18 protein-coding genes are annotated in these 17,690 nt (G+C 67.5%); 11 read left to right on the top strand and 7 right to left on the bottom strand.

Features of this window, described 5'->3' with window-relative positions; translation table 11 throughout:
• The first annotated feature begins 53 nt into the window (after window positions 1-53).
• Window positions 54-1,802, top strand: a complete 1,749-nt coding sequence (locus ACGTNG_RS15805) for a mechanosensitive ion channel family protein (RefSeq protein WP_394797478.1) — start codon at window positions 54-56, stop codon at window positions 1,800-1,802.
• A 61-nt stretch (window positions 1,803-1,863) separates the two neighbouring features.
• Window positions 1,864-2,220, top strand: coding sequence for a hypothetical protein (locus ACGTNG_RS15800; protein WP_394797477.1), 357 nt, complete (start codon window positions 1,864-1,866; stop codon window positions 2,218-2,220).
• Between the two features lie 76 nt (window positions 2,221-2,296).
• Here ACGTNG_RS15800 and ACGTNG_RS15795 read toward each other — a convergent pair whose 3' ends face one another.
• Both ACGTNG_RS15795 and ACGTNG_RS15790 read right to left on the bottom strand, forming a co-directional pair.
• Complete coding sequence (locus ACGTNG_RS15795) at window positions 2,297-2,734, bottom strand: secondary thiamine-phosphate synthase enzyme YjbQ (protein ID WP_394797476.1); 438 nt, start codon at window positions 2,732-2,734, stop codon at window positions 2,297-2,299.
• A 127-nt stretch (window positions 2,735-2,861) separates the two neighbouring features.
• A complete protein-coding gene (locus tag ACGTNG_RS15790; protein ID WP_394797475.1) occupies window positions 2,862-3,947 on the bottom strand; it encodes a class I SAM-dependent methyltransferase in 1,086 nt (361 codons plus the stop codon).
• A 107-nt stretch (window positions 3,948-4,054) separates the two neighbouring features.
• Between ACGTNG_RS15790 and ACGTNG_RS15785 the strand changes: the two genes are divergently transcribed.
• A complete protein-coding gene (locus tag ACGTNG_RS15785) occupies window positions 4,055-5,077 on the top strand; it encodes a GlxA family transcriptional regulator (RefSeq protein ID WP_394797474.1) in 1,023 nt (340 codons plus the stop codon).
• Window positions 5,078-5,086: 9 nt separating this feature from the next.
• On the opposite strand, the gene ACGTNG_RS15780 is transcribed toward ACGTNG_RS15785, so the two are convergent.
• From ACGTNG_RS15780 to ACGTNG_RS15770, 3 genes are all read right to left on the bottom strand, one after another.
• Entirely contained in the window at window positions 5,087-5,602 is a 516-nt protein-coding gene (locus tag ACGTNG_RS15780; protein WP_394797473.1) for a DUF2795 domain-containing protein, read from the bottom strand.
• Window positions 5,602-6,594 carry a DUF2795 domain-containing protein gene (locus tag ACGTNG_RS15775; protein WP_394797472.1) on the bottom strand — a complete coding sequence of 331 codons (993 nt, stop codon included), beginning with the start codon at window positions 6,592-6,594 and terminating at the stop codon, window positions 5,602-5,604. The genes ACGTNG_RS15780 and ACGTNG_RS15775 overlap by 1 nt, the downstream gene beginning before the upstream one ends.
• A 262-nt stretch (window positions 6,595-6,856) precedes the next feature.
• Window positions 6,857-8,407 carry a BCCT family transporter gene (locus ACGTNG_RS15770; protein ID WP_394797471.1) on the bottom strand — a complete coding sequence of 517 codons (1,551 nt, stop codon included), beginning with the start codon at window positions 8,405-8,407 and terminating at the stop codon, window positions 6,857-6,859.
• A gap of 284 nt (window positions 8,408-8,691) precedes the next feature.
• Between ACGTNG_RS15770 and ACGTNG_RS15765 the strand changes: the two genes are divergently transcribed.
• On the top strand, window positions 8,692-9,045 hold the full coding sequence (locus ACGTNG_RS15765) for a hypothetical protein (protein ID WP_394797470.1): 354 nt from the start codon (window positions 8,692-8,694) through the stop codon (window positions 9,043-9,045).
• Here the strand turns inward: ACGTNG_RS15765 and ACGTNG_RS15760 are convergent.
• Window positions 9,039-9,539, bottom strand: coding sequence for a lactoylglutathione lyase family protein (locus ACGTNG_RS15760; protein WP_394797469.1), 501 nt, complete (start codon window positions 9,537-9,539; stop codon window positions 9,039-9,041). The genes ACGTNG_RS15765 and ACGTNG_RS15760 overlap by 7 nt on opposite strands.
• Before the next feature lie 94 nt (window positions 9,540-9,633).
• Between ACGTNG_RS15760 and ACGTNG_RS15755 the strand changes: the two genes are divergently transcribed.
• Entirely contained in the window at window positions 9,634-10,503 is an 870-nt protein-coding gene (locus tag ACGTNG_RS15755) for a LysR family transcriptional regulator (RefSeq protein ID WP_394797468.1), read from the top strand.
• A gap of 208 nt (window positions 10,504-10,711) precedes the next feature.
• Entirely contained in the window at window positions 10,712-11,650 is a 939-nt protein-coding gene (locus tag ACGTNG_RS15750) for a GGDEF domain-containing protein (RefSeq protein WP_394797467.1), read from the top strand.
• Between the two features lie 46 nt (window positions 11,651-11,696).
• On the opposite strand, the gene ACGTNG_RS15745 is transcribed toward ACGTNG_RS15750, so the two are convergent.
• On the bottom strand, window positions 11,697-12,602 hold the full coding sequence (locus tag ACGTNG_RS15745; RefSeq protein WP_394797466.1) for a cation diffusion facilitator family transporter: 906 nt from the start codon (window positions 12,600-12,602) through the stop codon (window positions 11,697-11,699).
• 177 nt (window positions 12,603-12,779) lie between these two features.
• Between ACGTNG_RS15745 and ACGTNG_RS15740 the strand changes: the two genes are divergently transcribed.
• From ACGTNG_RS15740 to ACGTNG_RS15720, 5 genes are all read left to right on the top strand, one after another.
• Complete coding sequence (locus tag ACGTNG_RS15740) at window positions 12,780-13,262, top strand: GNAT family N-acetyltransferase (RefSeq protein ID WP_394797465.1); 483 nt, start codon at window positions 12,780-12,782, stop codon at window positions 13,260-13,262.
• A gap of 211 nt (window positions 13,263-13,473) precedes the next feature.
• The gene (locus ACGTNG_RS15735) at window positions 13,474-13,716 is read left to right on the top strand and encodes a phage tail protein (protein ID WP_394797464.1); all 243 of its coding nucleotides are present in this window, start codon (window positions 13,474-13,476) and stop codon (window positions 13,714-13,716) included.
• Window positions 13,717-13,930: 214 nt separating this feature from the next.
• Complete coding sequence (locus ACGTNG_RS15730; protein WP_394797463.1) at window positions 13,931-14,515, top strand: acyloxyacyl hydrolase; 585 nt, start codon at window positions 13,931-13,933, stop codon at window positions 14,513-14,515.
• 298 nt (window positions 14,516-14,813) lie between these two features.
• Complete coding sequence (locus tag ACGTNG_RS15725; RefSeq protein WP_394797462.1) at window positions 14,814-15,266, top strand: cupin domain-containing protein; 453 nt, start codon at window positions 14,814-14,816, stop codon at window positions 15,264-15,266.
• 154 nt (window positions 15,267-15,420) lie between these two features.
• Entirely contained in the window at window positions 15,421-17,619 is a 2,199-nt protein-coding gene (locus tag ACGTNG_RS15720) for an OsmC domain/YcaO domain-containing protein (RefSeq protein WP_394797461.1), read from the top strand.
• Window positions 17,620-17,690 lie beyond the last annotated feature (71 nt).

Below are 17,690 nucleotides of genomic sequence, written 5' to 3'. Positions count from 1 at the left end.
GCGGGTGACGACGAGTGGAATAGGGAGTTTCCGACGCTTCGGGAAGGATGCTTATGAAGACTTCGCTTACATGGATCCTGGTGGCGCTGCTGCTGGCCGTCTCCTGCCTGGGCCTGGCCCAGGAGGAGGCGGAGAACACCCGCTGGTTCAGCGTCGACGCGTTGAATACCGGCCTCGGGGAGCCGCCCGACGGTATCGAGCGCCGGACGCCCCGCGATGCGGTGCGCAGTTTCCTGACGCTGACCGAGCAGGAGGACTATTCGGCCGCGGCGCACCTGCTCAACCTGCTCGACCTGCCCCCCGACGAGCAGGCCGAGCGCGGCCCGGTGTTGGCCAGGCAGCTCGCCGCCGTGCTGCAGCGGGGAGAGTGGATCAACGTCTCCGCGCTCTCCGCGCGTCAGGACGCCATGGTCGTGGACACCTCGGGCAAGAGCTCCCGCGTCGGCCAGCCACGGCGCAACCTCGAGCTCGCCAGCCTCGAGCTCGACGGGCAGAACTACGAGGTGCGCCTGGGCCGCTACCGGGTGGGCGAACAGGATCCCATCTGGCTGATCGCCCCGGAGACGATTACCGCGATCCCCCGGCTCTACGAGAAATATGGCCCCTCCTGGCTGGAAGACCAGATCCCGGAGCGCTTCCAGGTCTCCTTCGGCAAGCTGAAACTCTGGGAGTGGTTTGCCATCCCGATCTTCCTGTTCCTCATCGGCGCGGTGGGGTGGTTTACCCATGCCCTCATGGGCCTGCTCGCCGCTCGTCTGCCGGCGGGGCTTTCCAGCGTCTTCGCGCAGATGATCCGGCTGCCCATGGCCTTTCTCACCATGTCGCTGCTGGCGCAGTGGCTGCTGACCTACGTGGTCTCCTTCTCCGGCGTGGTCACCGCCATCTTCCGGGGGCTGCTGGTCATCATCCTGGCCTGGGGCGTGGGGCTGATCGCGGTGCGGCTCGTGGATACGCTGCTGATCCGCATGACGCGCCGGCTGGTGGGCGAGATCGATGACACCAAGAGCCGCGACGATCGCCAGCTGTTGACCACCCTCCACGCCCTGCGACGCGCGGTGATCCTGATCACCGTGACGGGCGTGGCGATCTACGTGATCGCCCAGGTCAGCCTGTTCGAGACCCTCGGCGTGACGCTGCTGGCCTCGGCCAGTGTGGTGACGGTGCTGGTGGGCATCGCCGGTCAGGCCGTGCTCGGCAACATCCTGGCTTCCTTCCAGATCTCGCTGACCAAGCCGATCCGCATCGGCGACCTGCTGATCTTCGAGGATCAGTGGTGCTACGTGGAGGGTATCTATTACACCTTCATCCGCCTGCGGACCTGGGATGAACGGCGTCTGGTCGTGCCGGTGAGGTACTTCATCTCGAAGCCCTTCCAGAACCTCTCCTCGAAGAACGCGAAGCTCTGTCAGACCATCGTGCTGACCCTGCACATCAGCGCCGACGTGGCGACCCTGCGGGAAAAGTTCAAGGAGTTCGCGATGGCCGAGGAGAAGGTCATCGATCACCACTCGCTGGCCTGCTACGTGACGGGCCAGCACGAGGCGACGCAGGAGATCTCCTTCTACCTGACGAGCCCCGAGCCCATGGGCGCCTGGGCGGCCGAGGCGCAGGTCCGCGAGAAGCTGCTGGCCTTCATCCGCGACCATCACCCCGAGTGGTGGCCCAGGTCGGTGGTGGTGCTCAGCGAGCACGACATCGCCCGGGGCGATACGCCGGCACACCGGCATATCCGTCGGCCGGCCACGCTGCAGAAGATCGACGATGCCCCGGCGACGGACGGCGAGGCGCCAGACGATGCCTAGGCAATGAGGCCGGCGCGTCGGGCCTCGGCGCCGACCGGGCAGGCCACCAGAGGAGGCCACGATGAGAGCTCCAAGACGACGCGCCGGCATCGGCCCGCTACTGCTGTTCGCCGGGCTGTGGCTGGCGGGCTGCAGCGACGAGGAGGGCGTCGCCGAGGTGCCCCTGCCGGTGCTGGCGTCTCAGCCCGCGGCCCACGACGACAGCCGCGTGGCGACGCAGGGCGTGGTGCGTCATTTCGAGGACCCGCTGCACTACTGGATCGAGGATCGGGACCTGCACCGGGTCGAGATCGTCCCCCACGAGCGCATCGCCCCCTACCTCGGCGAGGCCGTGCGGGTGGAAGGCCACTTTCGCTTCTCGCCGACCGAGGGGCGCCGCTTGACGCTGGAGCGCGTTGAGCGGCTGGCCGGCGGCTGACCGGTGAGTGACCGCGCTGGCCGCCGCCGACCATCGTTCGCTAGGTCGGTGACCGATGGTCGACGGGAGGCGGTCGTTACCGGCTGACGTCGTCCAGGCTTCCCTGGAGCGTGGCGACGAGGCGGCGGGCGCCGCCCCGATCGCGATGCTCGCCCAGCCAGATCCCCTGCCAGGTGCCCAGTGCCAGGCCTCCGTCGCTCACCGCCACGGTCAGCTGGGTGCCGAACAGGCTGGCCGCCACGTGGGCGGGCATGTCGTCATCGCCCTCGAGGGTGTGGCGGAAGTAGGGCAGGGCGCCGGGTATCAGGTCGCGCAGGAAGGCGTCCATGTCATGGCGCACGTCCGGGTCCGCGCTCTCGTTGAGGGTCAGCGAGGCCGAGGTGTGCAGCAGCTGCAGGTGCACGAGCCCCACCCGAACCTCGGCCAGCCGCGGCAGGCCGGCGACGATCTCCTCGGTGACCCGGTGAAAGCCCCGCGACCGTGGCGACAGCGTGATCTCGCGTTGATCCCACATGGTCTCGATGTCTCCCGTCATGGATCGGATGCCCAGCATAGGGGAGGCCTCGCCGACATTCATCCCGGACGCCGTCGAACGCCTTCTCCTCGTTCGACCGGAGGCCGGCGAGCGCCGCGATGGCGCGTCATGGCCGGCAGACGAAGTAGTCGTTCTGGATGTCGTGCTCCAGCTGGTGGACCCGAATGTCGCCAAAGCCGGCCTCCTCCAGGTAGGCCAGTGCCCGTTCGCGGCCCCACATGGTGCCGAGCCCCTCGCCGCCCTGGGCCAGCGAGACCGTCATGCAGTGGCTGACCGAGACGGCATAGAGCATCGTGCCCAGCGGATGGTTGCGGTCCAGATGGTGGTGGCTCGAGGCGTGGATGTCCTGGACCAGGTAGACCCCGTCAGGCGCCAGGCTTCGGTGGATCCCCTTGAGCAGGCGGCGCGGCCTGGCCTGGTCGTGGATGCCGTCGAAGGTGGTCACCAGGTCGAAGGCCCCTGGCGCGGCGGTGACATCGAAGTCGCCGAGGTCACGCACCTCGAAGGTCAGGTTGTCGAGCCCGGCCGCCCGGGCCTGGTCCCTCGCCCAGGCGATGGCCTCTTCGGAGAGGTCGTAGCCGACGAAGCGGCTGGTCGGGAAGCGTTCGGCCATCGCCAGCAGGGCGCGGCCGCGGCCGCAGGCGCAGTCCAGCACCCGGATGCCGGCCTCGAGCCGCGCGGTCAGGCCCGGGGCCAGCGGCAGGATGGCATCGAACAGCGCCGGCAGCACGGTCTGGCCGCTGTCGCTCGCCATCACCTCCTGAAAGCGCGGATAGCGCGAGTAGGGCACGCCGCCCCCTTCGCGGAAGCAGCGAACCACGTCGTCCTCCACGCTCCCCAGCAGCGAGATAAACTGAGCGTAGACGGCGAGGTTGGCCGGACCCCGGTCGGTGAGCAGCTCGGCGTGGGTATCGGGCAGGCGATAGGTGCCGGCGGCCGGGTCGGTGTCGATCACCTCGCCGGCGACCATGCCACCGAGCCACTCGCGCACGTAGCGCTCGTCGAGCCCGGTGTGCTCGGCCAGCTGCTGGCTGGTGAGAGGCGGCTGGCCGGCCAGGGCCTCGAAGAGGCCGGTGCGGTGGCCGATGGCGGTGAGCAGCATCAGCCCGCTCTCGTTGAGGGCATGAACCAGTCGGGCCTCGAAGGCGTCGCTGTCGGTCGCGGTCACGGGAAGGGAATGAACATGGCACATGGTGGGTCTCCTTCGTGTGGTCATTGTCATGGGCCTGCAGGAGAACCCTACGGCCGGCACGGCATCGCAACGAAAGGGGATCGCGCCGCAAAGGGGTGTTTTCTGCCATGACCACGCCGTCCACCACGCAAGTCGCCATCCTGGCGGTGCCCGAAACCACCGCCTCCACCCTCTATGGCATGTTCGACCTCTTCGGGTCGGCCGGCCGCGACTGGGAGCTGCTGATGCACGGTCGCCCCGGGGTGGCGCTGCTGCAGCCGCTGATCGTTTCCCGCGATGGTCGCGGCTTTCGCACCCGCAACGGGGCCTGGATCGAGCCGGACGCGGCCCTGGCCGACTGCCCGGGGCCGACGGCCATCTGCATTCCCGACCTGCTGGTGGTGCCCGGCGCTGAGCTTGCGGGGTGCTACGACCCGGAGCTCGCCTGGCTGCTGGCCTGTCATGGGCGCGGGGCCCTGCTGGCCGGGGCCTGCACCGGCTCGCTGCTGCTCGCCGAGACGGGGTTGCTCGCCGGCCAGGATGCCACCACCCACTGGGCCTACTGCGATGCCCTGGCGCACCAGCATCCCGAAGTGCGCGTGCATGCACATCGCGCCCTGGTGGTCAGCGGTGAGGGAGGACGGCTGATCATGGCCGGTGGCGGCACCACCTGGATCGACCTGGCGCTGTTCCTGGTGGCCAGGCTGGTCGGCGTGGACGAGGCGATGCACCTGGCGCGGATCTTCCTGATCGACTGGCACCACGAAGGCCAGCAGCCCTACGCGACGCTGACCGCCGCCCGCCAGGTGGAGGATGCGCTGATCGGCGAGACCCAGGTGTGGGTCGCCCAGCACTACGACATCCACTCGCCGGTGGCCGGCATGGTCCGCCGCAGCGGCTTGACCGAACGCTCCTTCAAGCGCCGCTTCAAGGCCGCCACCGGCATGACGCCGATGGACTACGTGCACACCTTGCGCCTCGAGGAGGCCAAGCAGATCCTGGAGAGCGGCGACGACCCCATCGAGGCGGTGGCGGAGCAGGTCGGCTATGCCGACCCGAGCTTCTTCCGGCGCCTGTTCGGCCGGCGCGTGGGGCTCACCCCTCGGGCGTATCGCCGGCGTTTCCGCGGCCTGCGCCTGACCCTGCAGTGAGTCCCGCGCTCACCTGATCCGCCCCAGCTCCTCGGCGACATCCGCCATGCTGTAGTAGGTGCGCTCGCCGAACGACGCCAGCGTCTGCAGGTCCGCTTCGCTGGCCTGCCCGCGGACATGCGCCTCGAGCTCGTCGCGGCTGGCCGGGAAGCGCATGCCTTCGAAGAGGCTGGCGAAGCGGGCGGCGGAGGGGGCCTGCATGGCACGCTCGCCGCCGGTCTTGCTGGGCTGGTCATCGGGGAGCCGTTCGTGGCTGCGCAGCTCGCCGAAGGCGCGCGCCACCTCGGCCGCATCGCGATACTCCTGCGCCGGCAGCTGCTCGACGATGCGGCGCACCTCGCGATGGTCCTCGTCGATGGCATCGCGCAGCGCGTCCCGCTGCTTGGGAAACGTCACCCCCTTGAGCGCCTTCTCGATATCCGCGGCGGAGACCGCCAGGCGGGGGTGGGAGGTTTGCAGGTGCTGCTCGTAGCGGGACTTCTGCTCGAACTCGTCACCACAGATGTCACAAATGAACGGGGCCATCAGCGCACTTCCCCAAAGGCGTGTTGAATGTCGGCCATCGTCTCGTACTGCTGGCCGGGCAGCGCGTTCAGCGCCTCGACGATCTCTTGTGCTGCCTCGTTGGCCTCGGCCTGCCTGACCAGCTCGGCCTTGCTGCACGGCAAGTCCACGCCCTTCAGGGCATGGGCGATGCCGGCCGCCGAGGCCGTCTCGCGAGCCGCTCGGCCGCCGCGCTCGCCGCCCTTGCTCAGGTCGCCTGCGGGCTCACGAGACTCGGGTTGCATGCTCGGTTCCGTGAACCGGCCGGCCTTCAGCGCCTCGGTGGGCCACTCCCGCCGGCTCAGCCCCAGGGTCTCGAAGAGCGACGCCGTGCCGGTGAGCGAGACGTCCTCCTCGCTCAGGTCATCGTGCGCGCCGATCAGCAGCAGCTGAGCGTTGGCATGGTCGAGCAGGCGGCTATCGTCGATATCGATCCAGCGCTTGTCGGCAAACTTCTCGCGCAGCGTCTCGGGATAGTCCGGCCGGGCATCCGGGAAGCCGGGCACGTCGAGGGCCGGATTGCGCACCGAGATCACGTAGCTCGCCTCGGCCAGGATGCCCAGTTCCTGCTGTGCCTGCCCCGGCTGCTGGGGGCGAGTCAGGCGGTAGGCCAGCCGCGAATCGCCGTCGCCTGTGACGATCGCGTAGCGCCCCTCGCCGACGGGAATGGCCTCGCCCTGCTCCTGCTCGCCGCGAGTCTTCGTCTCATACTCCAGCGGGGCCAGGGCCTCGCCGATCGCGTTCGGCTTGCCCGTCATGTCGATCATCATCCACTCGCGCGCGGTGGATGCCGGCTCGCCCTCGAGGATCTCCGGCATGCGCTTCTTGCCGACCAGCAACAGCCGAGCGATCTCGGCATCGTCCGGCACCAGTACGAGGTACAGCCGCTGGACGTCGTCGAGGTTCCGGACATGGTCGACGTCGACCCTGGGCCGGTAGAAGAAGTAGATCTCACCGCTCTCCACGTCTGCCATTTGACACCTCCTTCGCCGTATCGGGCGTCGCGGGGCACGCGCCCGAGCATCCCTCGAGCGGTGTAGACCCGGACGTTCATGATTGAGGGTAGCTGCCTCCCGGACGGTCTTGCCTGCACGGGGGCGAGGGAGGCGTCATGGGTGATGGCTGACGGAGACAGACGACAAAAAGGCCCCGAGTCAGCGATGACTCGGGGCCTTCTCGATGCGTGTCGCCCGGCCCAGGCGGCGTGGCTAGCCGCCTGGTCGAGGGTGTGCTGCATCAGCGGTCGGCGGCACTCGCCTTGGCGTTGCGCGCGGCCACCAGGCCCTGCTCGCGGGCCATGGCGTAGGCGGCCTGGGGGCCGGTCCACAGCGAGGGCAGCAGCACCAGCGACACCGGGATCGCGGTGATCACGATGAACTGCTGCAGGGCGCTGATCTGGCCGGAGCCCATGTAGAGCAGGATGCCCGCCATGATGGCCATGGCGATGCCCCAGAAGGCGCGCACCAGGCGGTTCGGGTCGTCGTGGCCGGTGCAGACCACGGCGATGGCATAGCTCATGGAGTCGCCGGTGGTGGCCACGAAGATGCTGGTCAGCACCAGGATGGCCATCGCCATCAGGCCGCCGCCGGGCAGCGCCTGGGCCACGGTGAGGGTCGCCACGTCAAACTGGAAGTTGTTGAGCGCCTCGGTGAGGTCGATCACGCCGGTCAGCTGGTAGTGGATGCCCGAGCCGCCGAGCAGGGTGAACCACATGGCGGTGGCGATCGGCGCCATCACGGCCACGGCGAGGATCATCTGGCGGATCGAGCGGCCCCGCGAGATGCGCGCCACGAAGATCGCCATCAGCGGCCCGTAGCCGATGAACCAGGCGAAGAAGAACACCGTCCACCACTTCATCCACCAGGCGGGCGCGGTCTCGGAGGTCATGGTCGCCATGGCGAAGAAGGAGGTGAGGTACTCGCCGAAGCCTTGGGTGAAGGCGTTGGTCAGGAACAGCGTCGGACCGAAGACGAAGATCACCGCCGCGATGGCCAGCGCCAGGAAGACGTTGAAGCGGCTGAGGATCTGGATGCCCTTGTGGATGCCGGTCATCGCCGAGGTGACGTAGACCACGGCCAGCGCGACCAGGATCATCAGCTGGGTGCTGTAGCCTTCGGAGGCGCCGAACAGTTCATGCAGGCCGAAGCTCACCTGGGTGGCCAGGAAGCCGATGGGGCCGACGGTGCCGGCGACCACGGCGATCACGCAGCAGGCGTCGACCACGCTGCCGAACCAGCCCTTCATGACTCGCTCGCCGAGCACCGGGTAGAGCAGGGTGCGCGGCTGCAGCGGCTGGCCCTTCACGTAGTGGGCATGCGCGAGGACCACGGCGGTGAGGGTGCCGAGCACGGCCCAGGCCAAAAAGCCCCAGTGCATGAACGACTGGGCGAGGGCGCCGGCGACCGCTTCCGGCGTGCCGGCCTCGGTGTCGAAGGCCGGCGGGGTGACCACGAAGTGGTAGATCGGCTCACCCGCGGCGAAGAAGACGCCGCCGCCGGCCAGCAGGGTGCACATGATCATCGACAGCCACTTGAAGGTGCTGATCTGTGGCGCGTCGAGGTTGCCCACCCGGGCCTGGCCGGCGGGGGAGATGGCCACCCCGATGCCGACCAGGAAGGTCAGCAGCAGCAGCAGCTGGAAATAGGTGCCCAGCGTCGCGGCGGTCCAGGCGAAACCGCTGGCGATGCCATCGGCCACGCCCTGGATGTCGTACAGCGAGAGGCCGACGAAGGCGACGATGAAGCCGATGGTAAGCAACAGCACGAGAGGATCGCCGAGCCGCGACATGAGTCCCGTCCGAGCCGTGGCGGCGGTTTGATCATTCTGGGGCATGGGGGAGATGCTCTAGTTGAAAGGATTTTCGGCGTCTCCAAGACGCAACGCCGACTAGAGCGCCAGTACTTTACCACAGACCCGACTCGAGACTAAAGGAGGGGGGGCGAACGCAGCGAGCCACCCTCGCGCGGGGCGCCGCGATCGCCGCGTTGCACAGCGACCCGTGCGGGGCTCGGCTAGAATCTCCATGTCGAGGGCCAGGCGCGCGGCCAGGCCAGTCAACCGAGGGGCGAGAGATGCGTGGATGGACGGCGATACTCCTGCTCGTGGCGGCGGTGCATGCCCACGCCAGCGGCGATGATGCCTCGCCCGATCATGCGCTGACGCCCTGTTCTGCAGCGTGGGTCGCCCACGTCGAGGAGCGGCTGGGCACGGGCGATGGCCGTGGGCACGGTCCCGATCCCGGCTCCGCGGAGTGGCGCTCGGTGGTCGAGTTCAGGCTCGGCATCCGTGATGACCCGGCGGTGCCGAGCCGGGAGAGCGAAGCCTGGTGTCGCCATGTCGATCGGCTCCTGCGCGACCGAGAGGCCCCGCCGGCGAACGAGGGCGCCTCGAGCATGACGCCGGGCGTTCACACGCGGGATCAGTAGGCGCCTTCGCTGTAGGTCAGCTCATAGCTGTGGCTGTAGATCTCGAGGATGTTCCCGAACGGGTCCTCCATGTAGATCATGCGGTAGGGCTTCTCGCCCGGATAGTAGTAGCGCGGCTTCTCCATGCGCTTCCTGCCGCCGGCGGCGACGATGCGCTCGGCCAGTCCCTCGACGTCGGGGTCCTGCACGCAGAAGTGAAAGACGCCGGTCTTCCAGTACTCGAAGTTGTCCTCCGGGTCTTCCGCGTTCTTGAACTCGAACAGCTCGACGCCGATCCGGTCACCGGTCGAGAGATGCGCGATGCGAAAGCGGTCCCAGCCGCTGCCGAACACATCGGTACACATCTCGCCGATGGCGCTGTCGTCCTCGACGACCTCCGACGGTTCCATGATCAGGTACCAGCCCATCACCTCGGTGTAGAAGGCCACCGCCTTGTCCAGGTCCGGCACCGAGATGCCGATATGCGAGAAGTTTCTCGGGTATGTGTTGTGCATGACCGCTCCTTTCGTGTGGATGACGGCGCCAGTGTACGAAGCCCAAATGATCACTTAAAATTATCATTTATCATTCTTATAAGTGCGGTTCGTAATGATCAATCCGAACTGGCTGCAAAGCTTCTGCACCCTGGTGGAAGTGGGGCACTTCACCCGCACCGCCGAGCGGCTGCACATGACGCAGTCCGGCGTCAGCCAGCAGGTGCGCAAGCTCGAGGAGCAGCTGGGGTGCGCGCTGCTGGTCCGGCAGGGCAAGCAGTTCACGCTCACCGACGCCGGAGAGCGGCTGTATCGGGAGGGGCGCCAGCTCGTGGAGGCGCTTGGCAACCTCGAGCAGCGGGTCGCCGCGGACCCGGCCTGGGAGGGCCTCGTGCGGGTGATGTCCCCCGGCAGTGTAGGCCTCAAGCTCTACCGCCGCCTGCTGGCCCTGCAGCGTGGCCACCCCGCGCTGGTGATCGACTACCGCTTCGCCCCGAATGCCGACGTGGAGCGCGCCGTGGCCGGCGGCGGTGTCGATGTCGGCTTCATGACGGCCCCCTCTGCGCTGGAGGACGTCAGCGTCCGGCCGGTGGCTCGGGAGCCGCTGCTGCTGGTCACGCCCGCCGCGGTGGTCGACCCCGACTGGGGGGCGCTGTGCCGGCTGGGCTTCATCGATCATCCCGACGGCGCGCACCATGCCGGCCTGCTGCTGGGCGCCAACTACCCCGAGTACGAGCACATCCAGCAGCTCGGGAAGGCGGGGTTCTCCAATCAGATCAACCTGATTCTCGAGCCCGTGAGCCTCGGTCTGGGCTTCACCGTGCTGCCGGCCCATGCGGTCGAGGCCTTCGATCACCCCGCGCACGTCAGGGTCCACCCGCTGGCGCACCCGGTCAGCGAGACCCTCTATCTGGCCTCGCATCGCCGCAAGGCGATGCCGAATCGCGTGGCGACGGTAGTGGAAGAGGCCCTGCAGCACCTCTAGCATCGCCTCTAGCAGGGGCTCGCTCGCGCGGGCGGGGCTTGCGCAGGGGCCGGGCCAGCGGGAGCCGCGGCCGCGCAGCAGTAAAGCGGGTGCTCGCTTGTCAGTCGCGTGCGGGCGTGCCAGTCTTCGCGGCGAAGCGATCAGGCCCATATCGGAGCCCACACAGGAGAGCGGTGTGAAAAGGCCAGGGAAACCGGTGGATGAAGAGATGCGCATCGAAGCGCTTCGCTCTCTCGACATTCTTGATACGCCTGCCGAGGAGCGGTTCGATCGCTTGACGCGCCTGGCCAGGCGCCTGTTCGACGTCCCGATCGCCCTGGTCAGCCTGATCGATCATAACCGCCAGTGGTTCAAGTCCGCGGCGGGGCTCGACGTCCGCGAAACCGATCGGGATCTTGCCTTCTGTGCGCATGCGATCCATGGCGATGAGGTCTTCATCGTGCCCGATGCGCAGCAGGATGCGCGCTTCGCGGACAACCCGCTGGTCTCGGGCCCTCCCCATATCGGCTTCTACGCCGGCTGTCCCATCACCGACATGGACCAGCGGAAGATGGGTACCTTCTGCATCATCGACCGCCGGCCCCGCGAGCTCTCGACAGACGATATCGACGCCTTGAAGGATCTGGCGGCCATCGCCGAGCGTGAGCTCGCCATGGTCAAGCTGGCCACCCTGGACGAGCTGACCAGCCTGGCCAACCGCCGCGGTTTCATGACCCTCGCCCAGAACAGCCTCGATCTCTGCAGCCGTCACGGGATGCCGGCCACGCTGGTCTTCATCGACCTGTACCGGTTCAAGGAGATCAACGATTCGCATGGCCACATGGAGGGTGATCGCGCCCTGGTCGCCTTCGCGAACACCCTGATCGACACCTGTCGCAGCGCCGACATCGTCGCCCGGCTGGGCGGTGACGAGTTTGTCGCCTTCCTGCCCAATGCCTCGCAGCAGGCGGCCGAGGGCTACATCGCCCGGCTCGACGAGGCGCTGGCCGATCACAACCGTGCCGCCGGTCGGGGCTACGAGATCCAGTTCTCCTCCGGCATCGTCGAGTTCCACCCCGAGCAGCACAAGAGCATCGACGACCTGCTGCTGGCGGGTGACGCGCTGATGTATGAGAGCAAGGAGCAGGACGAGGCCGATCGCGCATGAGGCCCTGCCGGCGCCAGCCAGGCGCCGGCTCAGCGTGACGCTCGGCTCAGGCCCAGCGTGGATCCGCGGTGAACGACACGGTGAACCAGCGCCGCTCGGGCGGGATGCTGAGCCCCGCCGCGATCGCCGCGCGGATCTCGTCGAGTTCGACCATGCCGCGCTCGGCGGCGAAGTCCGGCCGAGTCACGACATGGATCTCGATGAAGTGGCCACGACCGGCCTTGGCGACGTGGCTGTTGTACTCCAGCAGCCCGTCGCGGCGCATCACCGGGGCCATGGCGGCGTGCACCTCGCGGTCGATGGCGCTGGGCGCGATCAGCAGCACCTCCTTCATGGCGCGGCGCACGATGCCGATGGGCACCGGCAGGAAGCCCAGGGTGAGCATCGCCAGCAGCAGTGAGTCGACGTAGGGCGTGAGGTGCGCATAGGCGGTGTGCTGAAGGATCAGCGCGATCACGAAGGCCACCAGCAGGGCGCCGGTGATCAGCGCCGCCATCAGCCAGCCGTGCATGTCGATACGCACGAACTCCGAGCCCACCTCGCGGTTGATCCGCCGCTGGTGCAGCGTCATCGCCGTGCACACCAGGGTGACCACCGCGGCATAGACGATGGCCACGCCGAAGGCCAGCTCATGGCCGCCGGCCATCAGGCCCTGCACGGCATTCAGGAAGGCGTAGAAGCAGAGCAGCAGCAGGATGGCACCGTTGAGCGCCGCGACCAGCGGCTCCAGGTGCCAGTAGCCGTGCTGGAAGCGCTGGCTGAGCTCCCGGGCGATCAGTCGTGTCACGAAAAGCGCCAGCCCCGACATGGCCGCATCGATGGTCGAGAAGACGCCGTCGAAGAGGATCGAGCGCGAGCCGGCGAGCAGCCCCAGGGCCACGCCGAGGCTGGCGACGACCAGCGTCATCGCGATGGAGAGCTTGAGGGCGCGCTGTTCGAGGGCGGCAGGCATGGCATCGTCCTTGATGGGCAAAGCCTCGAGTCTAGCCGAGCTCCGTCGCGCTGGGGAGGTGGCACGGCCGAGGTCGCCGCCCCTGGCAGATGACGACGCGAGCGGGAATACTGGTGCCTCACGCGCTCGGCGCCTCGGCCGTGCTCGACGACCCCCACCTCACTGGAGCCCTTCGCCATGGAGACTGGCCTTCGCCTCGCCCGCATCGACGCGCATTCGCCCCACGTTGCCACCCTGGCCGGCTGGGCACATGCCGAGTGGGGGCACCTGCATCCCGGCCGCGACCCGGCGGTCGCCCTCGAGGCGTTTCGCGACGACTGCGGCTCGGCGGGCGTGCCCTCGGTGTTCGCCGCCATGCACGGCGAACGGCCGGTCGGCATGGCGAGCCTGGTGGTCGACGACATGAGCGATCGCTGCGAGCTCACCCCCTGGCTGGCCTCGGTGTATGTGTTGCCCGAGTGGCGGGGCAGGGGGCTTGCCTCGCGGCTGGTGCGGCGGGTGGAGGAGGAGGCCCGGGCGCACGGTGTCGAGTGCTGCTATCTCTATACGCCGGACCAGCAGGCGCTCTATCGGCGGCTGGGCTGGCAAGACCACGAGGAGCGCGACTATCGCGGCGAGGCGGTGACGATCATGCAGCGCGACCTCGGGTCGCCGGCCTGACGCTCGTGGTGACGCCTGCCCCGGCGAGCCCCTCGGGTGACGAGGACGTCATGCGGTACGATTTCGGGCATACGTCCTGGCTTTGCTGATATGAGGATCGTTACTTAGGCTGATTAAGCGCTTCGACTGAGACGATCCCTGACACGGCCATCGAGTCGACGCCTGGAAGCCGGCCGCCATCGGGCGTCGGCACTGCAACGAGGAAGGCATCATGGAACCCTTTATCGGCCAGATTCAGCTGTTTCCCTACACCTTTGCCCCGAGAGGCTGGGCCTTCTGCGAGGGCCAGGAACTGCAGATCGAGCAGAACACGGCGCTGTTCTCACTGATTGGCAATACCTACGGAGGCGACGGCAGGACGACCTTCGCCTTGCCCGACCTGAAGACCAAGAACCTGGACGGCAACCTGCACTACTGCATCGCCTTGCAGGGAGTTTACCCCTCCCGGGACTGAGGGCGCCGAGGCGCTGACTGCTTTCCCTAAGGTGGTCTCGAAGGCCCCGAGCCGAACCGCAGGCTCGGGGCCTCGTTCGTTCCGGACTGGGCTATGGTCATATCACGGAGGCGCCCGCGTGCACTGACGGCATGGCCCGGGGCGGTGGTCAGGCCGCGATAGAACCGCCGGGGAAGGGCGCTCTCTCCTTGTCGGCCGGGGTTTCGATGAGCCTATGCTGCCCGTCACGGGTCGTTCTCGCCTATTACCGTATGTCGGCCTCTTGCCGATGATCATCGGCTGCCTGCTCGTTCCCGGCCGAAGTCTCTCCGACGACCCGACCCTCCAGAGCCTCAGCCTGCGTGCACGAGTATCGGAACAGACCCTGCTGGGCGCCGATGCGCCGGAGGATTTCGAGGAGTATGACCTGTCGGCCAACCTCGCGCTGCCCTGGGAGCACTACTCCCCGTCGGGCTGGGGGATGGGCACCCGCCTGATGGCGAGTGCCGGCGTCCTGCGGGGAGCCGGAGAAGAGGCCCTCGTCGTGTCGCTCATTCCCGAAGTGACGCTGGGAAGTGATGACGGGCGCTTTATCGTGGATCTGGGCGCGGGAGGTGCCCTGTTCAGTCGGTATCGCTTCGGCACGCAGGATTATGGCGGGCCGTTCCAGTTTGCCCTGACCCTGGGCGTCGGCATTCCGTTCTACCAGCAGCTGGGGGTGGGCTATCGGTTTCTTCACTACTCCGATGCCGGTGTGAATGGGCCTGACACGACAGGCGCCGATTTCCACATGATCGAGTTCCGCTATCGATTCGAATAGCGGCGTGGCGGGTTCGCGGCCAGCCGCGGTCATGAAGCCGAGCGGCACGCTGGCCCATGGCACGGTGCCTCTTCGGGCGACGCACGGCGGCGAGCCGCGGACTATTCTCATTGAGGCGGATCGCCAGCCGGACCCGCCGATGCCTCGATGTACGTCGAGCGGCCGGCGTGGCAGCAGAGGGTTCAAGGCGAGCTGCCTTCTTCAACCGGGACGGCAGTGCGGCCGCCGAGGCATGAAAAGCCATCGGGAAGCTTCCCTGATCGTCGGATATCGCCGGAACAACAGAGAGACAGCCACCATGAACCAGCATGCCATGATCATCAGCCCGAATGACTACGCCGTGCCTCTCTCGGTCGTCGGTGTCGACGTCACCGTGCTGACCTCGAAGGACGAGGCCAACGGCCGGGAAATCACCCTGCAGCGGGGCATTGAGGGGATGGGGCCGCCCCCCCACCATCACGACTGGGACGAGAGCTTCTACGTGCTCAAGGGGGCGGTGCACTTCGCGGCGGGCGACCAGTCGGCGCTCTGCGAGGCCGGCACGCTGGTCCATGTGCCCGCCGGCACGGTGCATGCCTTCCACTTCGCGGAGGGCGGCGGCGAGATGCTCGAGATCACCGAGCGGGGCCGAGCCGTGGAGATGTTTCGCGCCGTGGACGAGTGGATTCCCCCCGGCCCGCCGGACGTGCCGAGACTGCTCGAGGTTCTGACCCAGCATGGCGTCACCGTGCATGGCCCCGAGGGCGACTGACCTCGGGCGCTCGAGAGGCGGCGAGGCGCCGGGCTAGCCCCGTCGCGCCGAGGCCGGCGAATTTTTGACCACGCGCCCAAGACGACGCCCGGTAAAAGCTGGATAATGGCGGGTTGCGCTTACGCCCCCTGAATCAACACCCGGTGCTTTGTCCATGGAAATCAAGGTCAACTATCTCGACAACCTCCGCCTGGAGGCCAAGTTCGACGACTTCACGGTCATCTCCGACCAGCCCATCCGCTACAAGGGTGACGGCTCGGCACCGGGGCCCTTCGACTATTTCCTGGCCTCCTCAGCGATGTGCGCGGCCTACTTCGTCAAGGTCTACTGCAACGCCCGGGACATCCCCACCGAGAACATCCGGCTGTCGCAGAACAACATCGTCGACCCGGAGAACCGCTACCAGCAGATCTTCAAGATCCAGGTGGAGCTGCCCGAGGACATCTCCGACAAGGATCGCCAGGGCATCCTGCGCTCCATCGACCGCTGCACGGTCAAGAAGGTCGTGCAGACCGGGCCCGAGTTCCAGATCGAGGTGGTCGAGAACATCGACGAGGACGCCCAGGCGCTGCTGATGGGCAAGGCCACCGGCGAGGCGAACGGCGAGGGCACCTGGATCGAGGGCAAGGACCTGCCACTGGAGCAAACCATCGCCAACCTCTCGGGGCTGCTCGCCGATCTCGGCATGAAGATCGAGATCGCCTCCTGGCGCAACATCGTGCCCCACGTCTGGTCGCTGCACATCCGCGACGCCGCCTCGCCGATGTGCTTCACCAACGGCAAGGGCGCCACCAAGGAGAGCGCGCTCTGCTCGGCGCTGGGTGAGTTCATCGAGCGGCTGAGCTGCAACTTCTTCTACAACGACCAGTTCTTCGGCGAGGAGATCGCGGGCAGCCAGTTCGTTCATTACCCCAATGAAGAGTGGTTCCAGCCGGGGCCCGACGACGCGCTGCCGGCCGGCATTCTCGACGAGTACACCCGGGACATCTACGACCCGGAGGGCGAGCTTCGCGGCTCGAACCTGATCGACACCAACTCTGGCCGGGCCGATCGCGGCATCGTCTCGCTGCCCTTCGTGCGCCAGTCCGACGGCGAGACGATCTACTTCCCCTCGAACCTGATCGAGAACCTCTATCTCAGCAACGGCATGAGCGCCGGCAATACGCTCCCCGAGGCCCAGGTGCAGTGCCTCTCCGAGATCTTCGAGCGCGCGGTGAAGAAGCAGATCATCGAGGAGGAGATCACCCTGCCGGACGTGCCCATGGCGGTGCTCGAGCGCTACCCCGACATCCTCGAGGGCGTCGAGGCACTGGAGGCCCAGGGCTTCCCGGTGCTGGTCAAGGACGCCTCCCTGGGCGGCCAGTTCCCGGTGATGTGCGTGGCGCTGATGAACCCCAAGACCGGCGGCGTCTTCGCCTCCTTCGGCGCCCACCCGAGCTTCCACGTGGCGCTGGAACGCAGCCTCACAGAGCTCCTGCAGGGGCGCAGCTTCGAGGGTCTGAACGACTTCCTGCCGCCGACCTTCAACTCCCTGGCGGTGGCCGAGCCCAACAACTTCGTCGAGCACTTCATCGACTCCTCCGGCGTGGTCTCCTGGCGCTTCTTCAGTGCGAAGGCCGACGTCGAGTTCGTCGAGTGGGACTTCTCCGGCAGCAACGCCGAGGAGGCCGCCGGCCTGTTCGGCATCCTCGAGGAGCTGGACCTGGAGGCCTACCAGGCCGTGCACGAGGACCTAGGCGCGCCGGTGTGCCGCATCCTGGTGCCGGGCTACTCCGAGGTCTATCCGGTGGAGGATCTGGTGTGGGACAACACCAACAAGGCGCTGCTGTTCCGCGAGGACATCCTCAATCTCCATACCCTCGACGATGCGCGGCTCGCCGCGCTGCTGGAGCGCCTGGAGGAGAGCCAGATCGATGACCACGAAGACATCGTCACCCTGATCGGCATCGAGTTCGACGAGAACACCGTCTGGGGCCAGCTGACCATCCTCGAGCTCAAGCTGCTGATCAACCTGGCGCTCGGCCAGCACGAGGAGGCGTTGGAGCGGGTCGAGATGTTCCAGCAGTTCAACGACAACACCGTCGAGCGCGGGCTCTTCTACCAGGCCATGCACGCGGTGCTGGAGATCACCCTCGACGACGAGCTAGAGCTCGACGACTACCGCCACAACTTCACGCGCATGTTCGGCGAGGCGACCCTGGCCGCCGTGGTCGGTTCGGTGGACGGCAGCGTGCGCTTCCACGGCCTGGAGCCGGTCGGCATGGCGCTCGAGGGCCTCGAGAAGCACCAGCGGCTGATCGAGAGCTATAAGAAGCTGCACGCGCATCGTGCGGCCAGGGCGGGTCTGCGCTAAGCCGTTCGCGCTTCGCGCACCGCGATCAGAAAGCCCCCGAGCCGGTCATTCGGCTCGGGGGCTTTGCGTTG

Source organism: Halomonas sp. B23F22_3, from assembly GCF_043496965.1.
Taxonomy (GTDB): Bacteria; Pseudomonadota; Gammaproteobacteria; order Pseudomonadales; family Halomonadaceae; genus Halomonas.
Note: the sequence above shows the minus strand (reverse complement) of the source record. Positions and strands in the feature narration are given on the sequence as shown.

Coding starts and splice junctions, on each gene's coding strand:
- ACGTNG_RS15725 (WP_394797462.1), top strand. CDS start 14,814: ATGAACCAGCATGCCATGATCATCAGCCCGAATGACTACGCCGTGCCT.
- ACGTNG_RS15800 (WP_394797477.1), top strand. CDS start 1,864: ATGAGAGCTCCAAGACGACGCGCCGGCATCGGCCCGCTACTGCTGTTC.
- ACGTNG_RS15720 (WP_394797461.1), top strand. CDS start 15,421: ATGGAAATCAAGGTCAACTATCTCGACAACCTCCGCCTGGAGGCCAAG.
- ACGTNG_RS15730 (WP_394797463.1), top strand. CDS start 13,931: ATGCTGCCCGTCACGGGTCGTTCTCGCCTATTACCGTATGTCGGCCTC.
- ACGTNG_RS15750 (WP_394797467.1), top strand. CDS start 10,712: ATGCGCATCGAAGCGCTTCGCTCTCTCGACATTCTTGATACGCCTGCC.
- ACGTNG_RS15760 (WP_394797469.1), bottom strand. CDS start 9,539: ATGCACAACACATACCCGAGAAACTTCTCGCATATCGGCATCTCGGTG.
- ACGTNG_RS15770 (WP_394797471.1), bottom strand. CDS start 8,407: ATGTCGCGGCTCGGCGATCCTCTCGTGCTGTTGCTTACCATCGGCTTC.
- ACGTNG_RS15790 (WP_394797475.1), bottom strand. CDS start 3,947: ATGTGCCATGTTCATTCCCTTCCCGTGACCGCGACCGACAGCGACGCC.
- ACGTNG_RS15785 (WP_394797474.1), top strand. CDS start 4,055: ATGACCACGCCGTCCACCACGCAAGTCGCCATCCTGGCGGTGCCCGAA.
- ACGTNG_RS15805 (WP_394797478.1), top strand. CDS start 54: ATGAAGACTTCGCTTACATGGATCCTGGTGGCGCTGCTGCTGGCCGTC.
- ACGTNG_RS15795 (WP_394797476.1), bottom strand. CDS start 2,734: ATGTGGGATCAACGCGAGATCACGCTGTCGCCACGGTCGCGGGGCTTT.
- ACGTNG_RS15740 (WP_394797465.1), top strand. CDS start 12,780: ATGGAGACTGGCCTTCGCCTCGCCCGCATCGACGCGCATTCGCCCCAC.
- ACGTNG_RS15745 (WP_394797466.1), bottom strand. CDS start 12,602: ATGCCTGCCGCCCTCGAACAGCGCGCCCTCAAGCTCTCCATCGCGATG.
- ACGTNG_RS15780 (WP_394797473.1), bottom strand. CDS start 5,602: ATGGCCCCGTTCATTTGTGACATCTGTGGTGACGAGTTCGAGCAGAAG.
- ACGTNG_RS15755 (WP_394797468.1), top strand. CDS start 9,634: ATGATCAATCCGAACTGGCTGCAAAGCTTCTGCACCCTGGTGGAAGTG.
- ACGTNG_RS15735 (WP_394797464.1), top strand. CDS start 13,474: ATGGAACCCTTTATCGGCCAGATTCAGCTGTTTCCCTACACCTTTGCC.
- ACGTNG_RS15775 (WP_394797472.1), bottom strand. CDS start 6,594: ATGGCAGACGTGGAGAGCGGTGAGATCTACTTCTTCTACCGGCCCAGG.
- ACGTNG_RS15765 (WP_394797470.1), top strand. CDS start 8,692: ATGCGTGGATGGACGGCGATACTCCTGCTCGTGGCGGCGGTGCATGCC.